The following is a 14,639-nucleotide window of genomic DNA, read 5'->3' as shown; positions in this document are numbered from 1 at the left end:
CCGGCCGACTTCGACGGGCGCCCGTACGCCTCAGGGTGTACACCCCCAGATCTAGGTGCTGGCACTACCGTCGGAGCAATCGCCTACTCATCAGCTGACATCCGAGCTACTGTGGATATCATGACTGCAGCCTACGAGGACGTGCCCTTCAGCGAGCTGCTCCACCATCCTGCCGCCACGACGCGCAGGCTGGACACCGTCCGCGCACTACGGCTGCGGCGACGCGACGCGGGGGACCTCGCCCTGATGCGCATCGACCAGATGGAGCGGGATGCCTCGGTCGTGGACTTCACCTCGCGCCTGCTGACCGGGCTGGTGCGGACCGAGAACATCGCCGCCCTGCGTCAGGTGCTGCCCGAAGCCCTGCCGTGGAGTACGTTCCTGCCGGCCGAGGACGTCGACACCCTGCTCTGCGAGCTGGTGGACACGGCACGCGGTGCGGTGGCCCTGGACAACCTCGCCCCGATCGCACTCTTGCTCACCCAGTGGCGGCACAGTGCCGAGATCTACGCGGACCCCGCCCTGCTTGCCATCCTCACCCGTGAGCCTGACGGCGATCTCGGACCGGTCCCCATGCCCGAGGCAGCCGGATGAGCCCGAAGCGCGGAGACCGGGCCGCGCCGCCCCCGATCGGCGAAGAGTACGACCTCCGATTCGCCAACACCGAAGCCGCCGACGGCTGGGAACACTTGGGGCGCCAGGCCGCGGGCAACCTGCGCCGCGCCTTCGAGAAGATCCGCGCCACTCCCCGGGCCCCTGACAACCCCGACCGTCAGCACCGCCTCAAGGGCAAGCTCGGCACCAGCACCTTCAAGGGCCAGGACCTGGAACGCCGGCAGTACGAGGTCACTGGCGGCGGACGCATCTGGTACCTGCTCGACGACGCCAACCGAACCGCCTCGATCACCTGTGCGGGCACCGGTCACCCCAAGGCCACAGACTGAAGCTTCTCCCCGCAGGGCGGTTGCAGCCGATGTCCCACCGCCACTCTCTTTCAAGGGGCTTGGGACGCTCTCCTCGGCATGTCTCCGTGTCTGCCCGTTCGGGCGTGGGGAGGTGCTGGTGCTGGTGCCGGCGAGCGTGATCACGTGGTCATGGGAGGCCGCAGGGCCTCCGGTGGCGTCGATCAGCCACCGGAGCCCCTGGGGTGTCGTGGAACGGGCAGGTCAGCCGGCCAGGTGCTTGGCCTGCTGGATCAGGCAGTCGGCCTGGGCGGCCAGGTCGCGGGCCTGGCCGGAGCTGATCCGGCCCCGGTCGAAGGCGGCCCGGTCGAGCAGTTGGGCGATCCTCTTGGTCAGCTGGTCGCGCTGGGTGCCGAGCGCGGTCAGCTTCTTGGTGCCGGCGAGGTACTGGGCGTCCCCGGGGGTGTTCGAGGCGATGCCGGTGGTCGCGGCGGTCAGCGTGGCGGTCGCGAACTCACCGACGCCCGCGTTGAGTTGCTTGTAGGCGGTGGCGAGGCGCTGGTACGCGCCGACCTCGCGGGCGAGGGTCCGGGGCAGGGCGCGGTGGTCCAGGAACTCGGTCAGCACCCGGCCGTCGTGGGTGTAGCTGTCGCTGAGGCCGAGCAGGGCGAGCATGGTCGGGCGGATGTCCGTGTGGTCGGACCAGACGGCGTCGGTGTGCCCGAGCTTCTTCACGCCCGGACCGACCAGGCCGAGCCAGGTGGTGTTGATGTCCGGTGCGAAGTCGCCGTGGTTCCAGGCGTAGGCCGGGCCGAGGTAGACGCAGGACTTGGAGCAGTCGGCCGCGCCCGCCGTGACGTAGTAGTCCGGGTTGGCGAACGAGGTGAAGGTCGGGGTGCGCAGCGGGTCGCCGGTGACCATGTGCAGGATCTTCATCTCGTTCTGGTCGGCGAGGAACTGCGAGATGGTGTCGGTCTTCCCGGTGATCGGGTTGGCCGCCGTCACCTTGGACCAGGCCTGCTCGAACGAGCGGGTGCGCGGGTCGTTCGCGCCGGGCTGGCCGTTCAGGTAGAAGTTCGGCGCGGAGTCCGAGTGCACCTGGTACGGGGTGCTGACGCCCTGCTGGGTGGCCAGCAGGCCACGGGAGTTGGCGTTCACCTCGCCGATCTGGGCGTAGCTGCACGGCACGGTCACGCCGTCGCAGTTGGCCGGGGTGGGCTTGCCGCCGACGAAGTGGTCGTTCTCGTCCGAGGTCACCACGAACAGCGTGTTGGCCGGGGTGATGTTGTCCTTCTGCAGCCGGTCGAAGAACGTCCCGAAGGCGTTGTCGTACGACTTGAGCTGCTGGACGTACCCGGCCTCGCCGGGCCCGTACGCGCCGCTGTTGGCGCCGTGCTGGTCGTGCGCGTCGGAGATGTACGCGTACGTGACCGGGACGCCAGCCTCCTGCATCTGGGCGACGTAGCCGAGCGAGTTGTTCGCCGTCATCGCGTCGAAGCCGGGGAAGCCCGGGTTGCCCTTGGGGTCGGTGATCGGCTTGCCGTCGGTCGACTGCACGGCGGCGGCGCCCGCGATGGCCGGGTCGACGGCCTTGCCGCCGAACAGCGCCTGGTAGCCGTTGTAGCCGCCGGGCTCGTCGGGGAGCAGGTCGGGGCTGGTGCTGCCCTTGGCGCAGACGGCGGAGTGCTGTGCGCAGTGGACGCCGATGCCGACGTAGTCGGCCTGCGCCTTGGCCGGGTCGGCCTTGGCCTCGGCGGCCTGCGCGGAGTTCGCGCCGAACACCTTGTTGATGTCGACGGTGGTGTTCTCGAGCACGGTGTTGGCCGCCGAGACGGCGCCGAAGTCGCAACCGGCCTTGGTGTAGGCGGCCCACGGCGCGGGTGCGTTCTTGCCGTCCGGGCCGACCATGGTCGGCGTGCTGTCGGCCGGGGCCGGCACGGAGGAGTCGGCGACGCCGTCCGTCCAGTACGCGAAGCTGCTCGCCGAGTTCGTGGTGCCGTCCGGGTTGTAGTACCGGTACGAGTTGGACACGGCCTGGCCGTGCCGGTCGCCGTAGAGGCCGGTCAGCGAGGTGAGGATGTCGTTGCCGGTGTGGGCGATCAGCGGCGTGTGGTTGTTGCCGGAGAGCGTTCCGTTGCTCTGCAGGAAGTTCTGGAGGCGCGGCATCTGCTCCAGGTCCGAAGGAACGTTCGGGTTGTCCCGGGTGAAGTGCACGTTGTCGAACTGGAGATAGATGACGTGGCGGAAGTCACTTCCGTTCGCCGAGATCTGACACCCCGTCGGATTCGGGCGGTGGTGCTGCGGATCGGCGGCGCTCGCCGGGCCCGCGATGGCCGTACCGAGGCTGAGGCCGGCGGTGAGCGCCAGGGCCAATACTCTGCTGGTGCGCATCCTGCTCCTTCTCTGGGCGCTGCCACGCGCCGGAGTCGACGCGCGTAGAACCTGTGCAGGAGAGCACCACCAGCCTCCCCCGCTCGTGCTCGCCACAGAGTTCCACAGCTGAACTGAACGCGACAGGGTACGCGCGAAGGGCAGCCGGTGAAGGGGCGGTAAAATCGGCCACCGGCCGAGCCGGGCGGCCCGGGCGGACGATTCGGACGCGGGTCGAACATCCCGCGAGGAAATCGACCCACAGTCGAAGCCCGGCGGCTGGACATTAGACTCGACCAGTCCGGGCACTCCGAGACCTTCGGAGCGACCGGCGCCAAGGGCAGCGAAGCCCGTCGGGCCCACAACGGTCCGGGACCTTTTAACGAGGAGGAACGGGTGGCCCTGCTGACCCGCATTCGGGGACCGCGCGATCTCGACCGGCTCACCCCGGCACAGCTGGCCGAGCTGTCGGAGGAGATCCGTACCTTCCTGGTCGAAGAGGTCTCCAAGACGGGCGGCCACCTCGGCCCGAACCTGGGCGTGGTCGAGCTGACCGTCGCGATGCACCGGGTCTTCGACTCGCCGCGCGACCGCATCCTCTTCGACACCGGCCACCAGAGCTACGTGCACAAGCTGCTCACCGGGCGGCAGGACTTCTCGCAGCTGCGGATGAAGGGCGGCCTCTCCGGCTACCCGTCCCGCGCCGAGTCCGAGCACGACGTGATCGAGAACTCGCACGCCTCCACCGTGCTCGGCTATGCCGACGGCCTGGCCAAGGCCAACCAGTTGCAGGGTCACAACGACCGCACGGTGGTCGCGGTGATCGGCGACGGCGCCCTCACCGGCGGCATGGCCTGGGAGGCGCTCAACAACATCGCCGACGCGAAGGACCGCCCGCTGGTCATCGTCGTCAACGACAACGAGCGCTCGTACTCCCCGACCATCGGCGGCCTCGCCAACCACCTTGCCACGCTGCGCACCACCAAGGGCTACGAGCGCTTCCTGACCTGGGGCAAGGACGCGCTGCAGCGCACCCCCGTGGTCGGCCAGCCGCTGTTCGAGACCCTGCACGGCGCGAAGAAGGGCCTGAAGGACTTCATCGCCCCGCAGGGCATGTTCGAGGACCTCGGCCTCAAGTACATCGGCCCGATCGACGGCCACGACCTGGTCGCCCTGGAGTCCGCGCTGACCAAGGCGCGCGGCTTCGGCGGCCCGGTGATCGTGCACTGCCTCACCGAGAAGGGGCGCGGCTACCGCGCCGCCGAGCAGAACGACGAGGACCGCTTCCACGCGGTCGGTGTGATCCACCCGGAGACCGGCCTGCCGATCAAGAGCGCGGGCAAGGACTGGACGGGCGTCTTCGCCGACGAGATGGTCGCGATCGGCGGGGAGCGCAAGGACGTGGTCGGGATCACCGCCGCGATGCTGCACCCCGTCGGCCTCGCGCCGTTCGCCAAGGCGTACCCGGACCGGATCTTCGACGTCGGCATCGCCGAGCAGCACGCCGCCGTCTCGGCCGCCGGTCTCGCCACCGCCGGGCTGCACCCGGTGGTCGCGGTCTACGCGACCTTCCTGAACCGGGCCTTCGACCAGGTCCTGATGGACGTCGCCCTGCACAAGCTGGGTGTGACCTTCGTCCTGGACCGCGCGGGTGTCACCGGCCCCGACGGCGCTTCGCACAACGGCATGTGGGACATGTCGATCATGAACTTGGTACCCACCCTGCGCCTCGCCGCCCCGCGTGACGCCGACCAGCTCCGCGCCCAGCTGCGCGAGGCCGTCGAGGTGGACGACGCCCCGACGGTGGTCCGGTACTCCAAGGGCGTCGTCGCGGCGCCGGTCCCGGCGGTCGGCCGGATCGGCGGCATGGACGTGCTGCGCGAGAGCACCGAGGCCACCGACGGCCACCGCGCGGACGTGCTGATCGTCGCGGTCGGCTCGATGGCCGCGACCGGCCTGGAGACGGCCGACCTGCTGGCCGCCCAGGGCATCACCAGCACCGTGGTCGACCCGCGCTGGGTCAAGCCGGTGGACGCCGCCCTGCCCGGCCTCGCGGCCGAGCACCGGGTGGTCGTCACGATCGAGGACAACGGCCGGGCCGGCGGCGTCGGTTCGGCGATCTCCCAGGCGCTGCGCGACGCCGGGGTGGACGTCCCGCTGCGGGACTTCGGCATCCCGCAGGAGTTCCTGGACCACGCGACCCGGGACCAGATCCTCGCCGAGATCGGCCTGAACGCCCCGGCCATCGCCCGCCAGATCACCGCGCTGGTGGCCAAGCTCGCGTCGGACCGGCCGGTGGCGGCCCGGGTCGAGGCGTAGTCACCCCGGGCGGCTACGGGTGTCGGCGGGCATTCGTACGCCGTCGCGACAATGTCAGATGATCGCACCGAAAGCGGGACCGACGAGGTTCTCGACGGTCCCGCCCGGTAGGTTGTCACCCGTGCCAACCGACTCCGCCCACCCCCTCGCCGTGCTGACCGCGCGCCTGACCGTACGGCTGCCCGAGCGTGTCCGGGTGGGGTACTGGACCAGAGTGGTCCCGATCCTGGCGCTGCTCGCGGTGGTCACCCACGTCCCGTCCTTCCTCCGGCCGGTCTGGAGCCCCGACGAGGGGTACCTAGCCACCCAGGCCAGGATGCTGGCCGACGGCGGCGTGTTCTACGACACGGTCGTCGACCGCAAGCCCCCGCTGCTGCCCTGGCTGTACGAGGCGTGCTTCGCCGTCTTCGGCTCCACCTCGCTCTGGCCGCTGCGCACCCTGGCGATCGTCGCGCACCTGGTGACGGCCGTCCTGCTGGCCTCCATCGCGCGTGGCCGCTGGGGCGACCGGGCCGGGGCCGCCGCCGGCGCGCTCTACCTGCTGATCTCCATCGGGCTCTCCCCGGAGGACGCCCAGGCGGCGACCTTCGAGGTCTTCATGCTGCCCGCGATGGTGGCGGCCTTCCGGTACGCCGAGCGCCGGCGCTGGCTCGCCGCCGGGATCGCGGTGGCGCTCTGCTCGCTCACCAAGCAGACCGGCGGCGCGGTGCTGCTGCCGGTGCTCTGGATGCTCTACCAGGACGCCCGCCTACGCGGGGTGCGCTGGCCGCCCGCGCTGGCGAAGATCATGTTCGGGTTCGCGCTGCCGATAGCGTTCGTCGCGGTGATCCTTACCAAGCCCAAGGGCTTCCTGTTCTGGGTCGTCACCGGCAGTGGCGACTACGCCTCACTGGGCGGCGCCTGGCTGCAGATGACCGGCCGCGCGCTCGGCAACTGCGCGATCCTGGCGGCCGCCGGACTCGGCTTCCTGATCCCGCTCGGGCGGCGCCTCTGGCTCGGCTACCGCAGCCGTGGCACCTCGGCACCGGCCGCCGAGGAACACGGCTCGACCGCCGACCTCTGGGTCTGGCTGCTCTCCTCGGCGGTCGCGGTCAGCACCGGGTTCCACTTCTTCGGCCACTACTACCTCCAGCTGATGCCGCCGCTGGTGCTGCTCGGCGTCGGCGCCGTCAGCACCTCCGCGTGTCGTTGGCGGCCGGTGCTCGTCTACAGCACGGCCGCCGCGACCGCCTTCTGGGGCCTGGCGGTGTTCTGGCCCGGCCAGACCATCACCCACAACACCGAGGTCGCCACCACCGTCGCCGAGCAGAGCACGCCCAAGGACACCGTGCTGGTCTGGGGCATGCACCCGGAGCTGTACTGGCTGGCCGACCGGAAGCCCGCCTCCCGCTACCTGACGGCGGGCTTCCTGACCAACTTCAGCGGCGGCAAGGACAACAAGCAGGTCGGCGAGCAGTACAGCGTCAGCGACGCCTGGCAGACCTTCGACCAGGAACTCGCCAACAACCTGCCCGAGGTGGTGGTGGACGACTCCGGCCGGGCCCCCTACCAGCCCGAGCTGATCCCGAGGATCGAGAGCCTGCTGACCACCCGCTACGAGGTGGTCGCGGTCAACGCCGACACGGTGATCTACCGCCTCAAGCGGTGACAGGGGCACGGGGGGCCCGCGCCCCTGACCGGCCCGGTCCTGGTGCCGTCAGCCCCGGACCAGGGCCTCGAAGCCCGCCACCACGGCGGCGGGTGACGGCAGTGCGGCGTTCTCGGCCTGGATCTTCGCGGCCCCCGCCCGCAGCGCGTCGTCGGTCAGCAGCCGGGAGAGCAGCTCGCCGTCCACCGCGTCCGACCCGGCGCGGAGGCCGAACCCGCCCGCCACGGCGGCGTCCGCGTTGGTGAAGTGGTCGGCGCCCTGCGGCAGCACCAGCTGGGGTACGCCCGCCGCGACGGCCGTGAGCATCGTCCCCGAGCCGCCGTGGTGTACGAGCGCGTCGCAGGTGCGCAGCAGCTCCGCCAGCGGCACCCAGGGCAGCGGCGTGACGTTGGACGGGAGTTCGCCCAGCGCCGCCAGGTCCGCGCCGCCGACGGCGAACAGGAACTCCGCGTCCACCGAGGCGGCGGCCTTGGCCAGCCCCGTGATGGACCGTACGCCGTCCCACTGGGTCAGCACCGAGCCCAGCGTCACGGCGATCCGCGGCCGCTCGCCGCGCCGCAGCAGGTCGGCCGGTACCACCCCGCCGCCGTTGTACGGGACGAACCGTACGCGCCAGTCGTCGCCGTCCCCGCCGAGCGAGGCGGGTATGACGTCCAGGGCGACGGGCCGCGCGGGGCCGGCCACCTGGTGCCGCTCGTAGACGTCCTGGAAGTTGCCGGCCAGCCGGGCGATCATCTCGTGGCCCGAGACGATGCCGAAGTTGTGCACCACCGAGGGGAGCTTCAGCTTCGCCGCCACCAGTGGTGCGGCGGCCTGGAACGAGTCGTGGACCAGCAGGTCCGCGCCCCAGTCCGCCGCCGTGGCCAGCAGGCCGTCCACGGTGGGCCGGCAGAGTTCGGCGAAGCCGAGGGCGGCCCGGTCGAGGATCTGGCTCTGGGGCAGCTCGCGGGTCACGTAGCCGCGTTCCTGCGTGGGCGCGGCGCGCTCGAACGCCTCCCGGAGCGTGGTGCCGTCGCCGATCTCGGCGATCGTGAAGCCGGCGCCCCGGATCCGGTCCAGTGGCTGGGAACCGGCGAACAGCACCTCGTGCCCGGCGGCACGCAGAGCCTGGGCGGTCGGCACCATCGGGAAGAGGTGCCCGGCCAACGGCGGGCCCGTGAACAGTATTCGCACTCTGCACTCCTCGAATCGGTATGACTGTTCGTAGTCTGCCAAATCGATCTGACGAGTGGTCAAGCGCCCTTCCGTGCAACGCCGAAGTGTTGTCACGACGCCGAAGTGCCGTCACGACGACGAAGTGCCGGAGTCGGGGACCGACTCCGGCACTTCGGTGGTTCGGACAGCAGGCTGTCAGGCGGGGACGGAGGCCAGGCCCGGGGCCAGGAACTTCTTGCCCGTCACGCGCTCCGAGACACCCTCACGGTCCAGGTACGGGGTGATCCCGCCCAGGTGGAAGGGCCAGCCGGCGCCGGTGATCATGCACAGGTCGATGTCCTGCGCCTCGCCGACGACGCCCTCGTCCAGCATCAGGCCGATCTCCTGCGCCACCGCGTCGAGCGAGCGGGTCAGGACCTGCTCCTCGGTCAGCACGGAGTCGCCGAAGGTCAGCAGCGCCAGCACCTCGGGGTCGAGGACCTGCTTGCCGTCCTCCCAGATGTAGAAGCCGCGCTTGCCGGCCTTGACCACCTTGCCGAGGTTCTCGGAGACGGCGAAGCGGTCCGGGAAGGACCGGTGCAGGGTCTCCGAGACGTGCTGCGCGATGGCCGGGCCGACCAGCTCGAGGAGCACGATCGGGGACATCGGCAGGCCGAGCGGCTCGACGCCCTTCTCGACGGTCGCGATCGGGGTGCCCTCGTCGATGATGCTCTGGATCTCGCCCATGAAGCGGGTCAGGATCCGGTTCACCACGAACGCCGGGGCGTCCTTGACCAGGACGGCCGTCTTCTTGAGCTTCTTCGAGACGCCGAAGGCCGTGGCCAGCGAGGCGTCGTCGGTCTGCTCGCCGCGGACGATCTCCAGCAGCGGGAGGATCGCGACCGGGTTGAAGAAGTGGAAGCCGACGACCCGCTCGGGGTGCTGCAGCTTCGACGCCATCTCGGTGACCGAGAGGGAGGAGGTGTTGGTCGCCAGCACACAGGTCGGCGAGACCACGGCCTCCAGATCGGCGAAGACGATCTGCTTGACGCCCATCTCCTCGAACACGGCCTCGATCACGAAGTCCGCGTCGCCGAAGGCGGCGGCCTTGTCGAGCGAACCGCTGACCAGGCCCTTCAGGCGGTTGGCGTTGTCCTTGTTGACCCGGCCCTTGGCCAGCAGCTTGTCGATCTCGGCGTGGACGTAGCCCACACCCTTGTCGACGCGCTCCTGGTCGATGTCGGTGAGGACCACCGGCACCTGCAGACGGCGGGCGAACAGCAGCGCCAGCTGCGAGGCCATCAGGCCCGCGCCGACGACGCCGACCTTGGTGACCGGACGGGCCAGCGACTTGTCCGGCGCACCGAACGGCTTCTTGGCCCGGCGCTGCACCAGGTTGAAGGCGTACAGACCCGCGCGCAGCTCGCCACCCATGATCAGGTCGGCCAGCGCGATGTCCTCGGCGTCGAAGCCGGCCTGCAGGTCCTGGTCCTTGACCTGGGCGATGATGTCCAGCGCCTTGTAGGCGGCCGGAGCGGCGCCGTGCACCTTGGCGTCGGCGACCATGCGGCCCCAGAGGACGGCGTCGTCCCAGGCCTTGCCCCGGTCGATCTCCTCGCGGGTCACGACGGTGTCGCCCTTGAGGACCTTGGCGGCCCACAGGATCGACTGCTCCAGGAAGTCGGCCGGCTCGAAGATCGCGTCCGCGATGCCGAGCTCGAAGACGTCCTTGCCCTTGAGCTGCTTGTTCTGGCTCATCGAGTTCTCGATGATGACCTTGACAGCCTTGGCCGGACCGATCAGGTTCGGCAGGATCGTGCAGCCGCCCCAGCCGGGGACCAGGCCGAGGAAGACCTCGGGAAGCGAGAACGCCGGGACGCCGGTGCTGACGGTGCGGTAGCTGCAGTGCAGGCCGACCTCGACGCCGCCGCCCATCGCCGCGCCGTTGTAGAAGGCGAAGCTGGGGACGGGCAGCGCGGCGATCCGCTTGAAGACGTCGTGGCCGCCCTTGCCGATGGCCAGCGCGTCGCTGTGCTCCTTGAGCACCTCGACACCCTTGAGGTCGGCGCCGACCGCGAAGATGAACGGCTTGCCGGTGATCGCGACGGCGACGATCTTGCCCTCGGCGGCCTCGGCCTCGACCTGGTCCAGCGCCTCGGACAGCTTGGCGAGGCTGCCGGGCCCGAAGGTGGTCGGCTTGGTGTGGTCGAAGCCGTTGTCCAGGGTGATCAGCGCCAGCTTGCCGGCCTGCAGCGGCAGGTCCAGGTGGCGTACGTGCGCGGTGGTGACGACCTCGCCGGGGAACAGCTCGGCGGCACGCTTCAGCAGCTCAGTGGTGCTCATGATCACTTACCACCCTCGAAGTGCGGGTTCTCCCAGATGACGGTCCCGCCCATGCCCATGCCGATGCACATGGTGGTCAGGCCGTACCGGATGTCCGGGCGCTGCTCGAAGCGGCGGGCCAGCTGGTTCATCAGGCGGACGCCCGTGGAGGCCAGCGGGTGGCCGTACGCGATCGCGCCGCCGTACGGGTTGACGCGCTCGTCGTCGTCCGCGATGCCGTAGTGGTCCAGCAGCGAGAGCACCTGGACGGCGAAGGCCTCGTTGATCTCGAAGGCCTGGATGTCGTCGATCGTCAGACCGGCCTTCTCCAGCGCCTTCTCGGTCGCCGGCACCGGGCCGATGCCCATGACCTCGGGCTCGACGCCCGCGTAGGCGAAGGAGACCATCCGCATCTTGATCGGCAGGCCGAGCTCCAGGGCCACGTCCTCGGCCGCGAGCAGCGAGGCGGTGGCGCCGTCGTTCAGACCGGCCGCGTTACCGGCGGTGATGTTGCCGTGCACGCGGAACGGGGTCTTGAGACCCGCCAGGTTCTCCATCGTGGTGCCCGGGCGCATCGGCTCGTCGGTGGTCGCCAGGCCCCAGCCGGTCTCGCCGGCGTCGGGGTTGGTGTTCCGGACCGAGATCGGCACCAGGTCGGGCTGGATGTCGCCGTTGGCGTACGCCTTGGCGGCCTTCTCCTGCGAGCGCACCGCGTAGGCGTCGCAACGCTCCTTGGTGATGTGCGGCAGGCGGTCGTGCAGGTTCTCCGCCGTCATGCCCATGAACAGCGCCGACTCGTCGACGATCTTCTCGGAGATGAAGCGCGGGTTCGGGTCGACGCCCTCACCCATGGGGTGGCGGCCCATGTGCTCGACGCCACCGGCGAGCACGATGTCGTACGCGCCGAAGGCGATACCACCGGCGGTGGCGGTGACGGCGGTCATCGCGCCGGCACACATGCGGTCGATCGCGTAGCCCGGAACGGACTTCGGCAGCCCGGACAGCAGGCCGACGCTACGGCCGATCGTCAGGCCCTGGTCGCCGATCTGGGTGGTGGCCGCGATGGCGATCTCGTCGATGCGCTCGACGGGCAGGTTCGGGTTGCGGCGCACGAGCTCCCGGATGCACTTGACGACCATGTCGTCGGCACGGGTCTCGTGGTAGATGCCCTTCGGGCCGGCCTTGCCGAACGGTGTGCGGACGCCATCGACGAAGACGACGTCCCTCGCGGTACGAGGCACGGGGGCTCTCCTCCCAGGGACCAACAGGACGGTGTGCGCAGGCAGCCGCCCATACGTCGAGCGGCGCTGCATCACGGCCATGCTACCCGCCGGTAACTAACTTGCCCAGGGGCGGTGGGTTGTGTCCCGCGACACGTCCTGCGGAGCCTGCTGCGCAGGTGGCGGGGAGTCTTTCAGGGGCGCGGGAAGTGCGCGAAATCTCTTGGCGGAGCAGTGCCCGCTCGGTGACTTCCGATTCGCGCAGTTCCCCGCGCCCCCGAAAAGCAGAAAAGCTAGGCGCTCGCCGCGTTCGCCGCTGCCGTGAAGGCCGTTGCGATCACCGGGGCGACCAGGTCGACCTGCCACTGCCGCGCGCCCATCGCCCGCAGCGCAGCCGAGACCGACGCGGCGTCGGGAGCCGCGGGCGGCTCCCAGGAGACCCGGCGGACCAGGTCGGGGGTGATCAGGTTCTCGGCGGGCAGGCTGTGCGCCTCGGCGAGTTCCGTCACGGCCGCGCGGGCCCCGGAGAGGCGGGCGGCGGCGACCGGGTCCTTCTCGGCCCAGGCGCGCGGCGGCGGCGGGCCCTCGTGCGGCGCGGTGGCGGGCGGCAGCTGGGCCTCCGGGATCTCCCGGGCGCGGTCGATCGCGGCCAGCCACTGTTCCAGCTGCCGTCGGTGCACGCGCGGGCCGAAACCCTGGACGGCCTGCAGCGCGGGGGTGTTCTGCGGCATGGCGAGTGCGGCGTTCACGATCGCGGTGTCTGCGAGCACCCGCCCGGGCGAGACGTCGCGCTCGCGCGCGATCCGGTCCCGGGCCTGCCACAGCTCGCGGACGGCGGCGAGCTGACGCCGCCGCCGTACCTTGTGCAGCTGGGAGGTGCGGCGCCAGGGGTCGACCCGGGGGGCGGGCTTCGGGGCGTTCGCGATCGCCGCGAACTCCTCCAGTGCCCAGCCGAGCTTGCCCTGGGCGTCCAGCTCCTGCTCGAGCGCGTCGCGCAGCTCGACCAGCACCTCGACGTCGAGCGCCGCGTACCGCAGCCACGGCTCGGGCAGCGGACGGGTCGACCAGTCCACCGCCGAGTGCTCCTTGGCGAGCGAGAGGCCGAGTACGTTCTCGGTCATCGGCCCGAGTCCGACCCGGGGGAAGCCCGCGATCCGCCCGGCCAGCTCGGTGTCGAACAGCGTGCGCGGGCGCATCCCGACCTCGGCGAGGCACGGCAGGTCCTGGGTCGCCGCGTGCACCACCCACTCGGTGTCCGCCAGCGCCTCACCGAGCGCGCTCAGATCCGGGCAGGCGATCGGGTCGATCAGCGCGGTGCCGGCGCCGGCCCGTCGCAACTGGATCAGGTAAGCCCGCTGCCCGTAGCGGTAACCGGACGCCCGTTCGGCGTCGACGGCGACCGGACCGGTGCCCGAGCCGAACGCGGCGATGGTGGCGGCGAGCGCCGTCTCATCGACCACGACGGGCGGGAGCCCCTCCCTGGGTTCAAGGAGCGGGACCGGGGCTGTCTCTTCTGGGATGGCTGCTACGGCGTCGGTCACCCACCAAGAGTACGACGGCACCTGGGCCCGGGAGTGTTGTCGGACTGGTCAGACCGTGTTCGGACATATGCCGACGGCCTGGGGCGGATGGTTCGCATTCGCCCGAACCCTGGAATACAAGCGGACCGGTACGAGCGGACACGTACAACAGGTGCGAGCGGACAGGTACGGGCCGACAGGACGAGCCGCACGCTGTCCGTCCACGCTGTCCGTCCACGGCGTCCGCCCACGGCGGCAGGCCACGGCGGTGGTCCGGAGGAAACGTTCCTCCCAACTACCGCCGTGGCCTGCCGGGGGTGGTGCTGCGTGCCGAGGCGCCGCTGTCGTCAGTGGGCGCCGCCGTTCAGTGGATGATGCCGGTGCGCAGTGCCACCGCCACCATCCCGGCCCGGTCGCCGGTGCCCAGCTTGCGGGCGATCCGGGCCAGGTGACTCTTCACGGTGAGGGCGGACAGTCCCATGGCGACACCGATCGCCTTGTTGGACTGACCCTCCGCCACCAGCCGCAGCACCTCGACCTCGCGGCCGGACAGCTCCCGGTACGCGGTCGGCTGGACCCCGGGTGCGCCGGGGGCTCCGGGTGCGCCCGGCGCACCGACCGCACCCGGCATGCCCGGGCGGCGCATCCGGCCGGCCAGCGAGCCGGCGCCGATCGGCAGTCCGGGCCGGCCGGGCATCGCGACATTGGTACGGGTCCCGGTGACCACGTAGCCCTTGACGCCGCCGGCCAGCGCGCTGCGGACCGCGCCGATGTCGTCGGCGGCCGAGAGCGCCAGGCCGTTGGGCCAGCCTGCCGCTCGGGTCTCGGCCAGGATGGTCAGCCCGGAGCCGTCCGGGAGGTGGACATCGGCGACGCAGATGTCCCGGGGAGTGGAGACGCGTGGACGGGCCTCGGCGATCGAGGAGACCTCGATGACGTCGCGGACGCCGAGCGCCCACAAGTGGCGGGTGACGGTGTTTCGGACGCGGGGATCGGCGATGACCACCATGGCGGTGGGCTTCGTCGGCCGGTAGGCGACCACGTTTGCGGGGTGCTCGAGAAGGACCGACACCAGACCTCCTGGGGGAGTAGCGGACGGACCCCGATGGGGGGCGGTCGGAGTGTTCCGCTTGCGGAAAGGGTCACTGACACCTTCGGCATCAAACGTGCCCGGCTTTAGCGAAAGATCACGATTTAGTGAGTA

The 14,639-nt window shown here is 70.7% G+C and carries 10 protein-coding genes; 4 read left to right on the top strand and 6 right to left on the bottom strand.

Going from position 1 to position 14,639, the window contains the following annotated elements; all coding sequences use genetic code 11:
- The first annotated feature begins 120 nt into the window (after window positions 1-120).
- Window positions 121-594, top strand: a complete 474-nt coding sequence (locus P3T29_RS19565) for a hypothetical protein (protein ID WP_280717813.1) — start codon at window positions 121-123, stop codon at window positions 592-594.
- Entirely contained in the window at window positions 591-944 is a 354-nt protein-coding gene (locus P3T29_RS19560) for a hypothetical protein (protein ID WP_280717812.1), read from the top strand. Before P3T29_RS19565 ends, P3T29_RS19560 begins: the two co-directional genes overlap by 4 nt.
- Window positions 945-1,166: 222 nt before the next feature.
- Here the strand turns inward: P3T29_RS19560 and P3T29_RS19555 are convergent, their stop codons facing one another.
- Complete coding sequence (locus P3T29_RS19555; protein WP_280717811.1) at window positions 1,167-3,293, bottom strand: hypothetical protein; 2,127 nt, start codon at window positions 3,291-3,293, stop codon at window positions 1,167-1,169.
- A 375-nt stretch (window positions 3,294-3,668) separates the two neighbouring features.
- Between P3T29_RS19555 and dxs the strand changes: the two genes are divergently transcribed.
- Both dxs and P3T29_RS19545 read left to right on the top strand, forming a co-directional pair.
- A complete protein-coding gene (gene dxs / locus P3T29_RS19550; RefSeq protein ID WP_280717810.1) occupies window positions 3,669-5,591 on the top strand; it encodes a 1-deoxy-D-xylulose-5-phosphate synthase in 1,923 nt (640 codons plus the stop codon).
- A gap of 121 nt (window positions 5,592-5,712) precedes the next feature.
- The gene (locus tag P3T29_RS19545; RefSeq protein WP_280717809.1) at window positions 5,713-7,239 is read left to right on the top strand and encodes a glycosyltransferase family 39 protein; all 1,527 of its coding nucleotides are present in this window, start codon (window positions 5,713-5,715) and stop codon (window positions 7,237-7,239) included.
- A gap of 48 nt (window positions 7,240-7,287) precedes the next feature.
- Here P3T29_RS19545 and P3T29_RS19540 read toward each other — a convergent pair whose 3' ends face one another.
- From P3T29_RS19540 to P3T29_RS19520, 5 genes are all read right to left on the bottom strand, one after another.
- On the bottom strand, window positions 7,288-8,412 hold the full coding sequence (locus P3T29_RS19540) for a glycosyltransferase (protein WP_280717808.1): 1,125 nt from the start codon (window positions 8,410-8,412) through the stop codon (window positions 7,288-7,290).
- Between the two features lie 177 nt (window positions 8,413-8,589).
- Window positions 8,590-10,716, bottom strand: coding sequence for a 3-hydroxyacyl-CoA dehydrogenase NAD-binding domain-containing protein (locus P3T29_RS19535; protein WP_280717807.1), 2,127 nt, complete (start codon window positions 10,714-10,716; stop codon window positions 8,590-8,592).
- A 2-nt stretch (window positions 10,717-10,718) separates the two neighbouring features.
- Window positions 10,719-11,936, bottom strand: coding sequence for an acetyl-CoA C-acyltransferase (locus P3T29_RS19530; RefSeq protein WP_280717806.1), 1,218 nt, complete (start codon window positions 11,934-11,936; stop codon window positions 10,719-10,721).
- Between the two features lie 272 nt (window positions 11,937-12,208).
- Window positions 12,209-13,456 carry a ribonuclease D gene (locus P3T29_RS19525; RefSeq protein ID WP_280717805.1) on the bottom strand — a complete coding sequence of 416 codons (1,248 nt, stop codon included), beginning with the start codon at window positions 13,454-13,456 and terminating at the stop codon, window positions 12,209-12,211.
- Between the two features lie 343 nt (window positions 13,457-13,799).
- Complete coding sequence (locus tag P3T29_RS19520) at window positions 13,800-14,507, bottom strand: response regulator transcription factor (RefSeq protein ID WP_280717804.1); 708 nt, start codon at window positions 14,505-14,507, stop codon at window positions 13,800-13,802.
- Between the last annotated feature and the right edge of the window lie 132 nt (window positions 14,508-14,639).

The sequence above is a fragment of the Kitasatospora sp. MAP5-34 genome, from assembly GCF_029894335.1.
GTDB lineage: Bacteria > Actinomycetota > Actinomycetes > Streptomycetales > Streptomycetaceae > Kitasatospora.
This window is presented reverse-complemented; position numbering and strand designations above follow the sequence as displayed.

What these genes read in the sequence shown, in the direction of transcription:
- P3T29_RS19565 (WP_280717813.1), top strand. Translation starts at nt 121, where the DNA reads ATGACTGCAGCCTACGAGGACGTGCCCTTCAGCGAGCTGCTCCACCAT.
- P3T29_RS19560 (WP_280717812.1), top strand. Translation starts at nt 591, where the DNA reads ATGAGCCCGAAGCGCGGAGACCGGGCCGCGCCGCCCCCGATCGGCGAA.
- P3T29_RS19555 (WP_280717811.1), bottom strand. Translation starts at nt 3,293, where the DNA reads ATGCGCACCAGCAGAGTATTGGCCCTGGCGCTCACCGCCGGCCTCAGC.
- P3T29_RS19535 (WP_280717807.1), bottom strand. Translation starts at nt 10,716, where the DNA reads ATGAGCACCACTGAGCTGCTGAAGCGTGCCGCCGAGCTGTTCCCCGGC.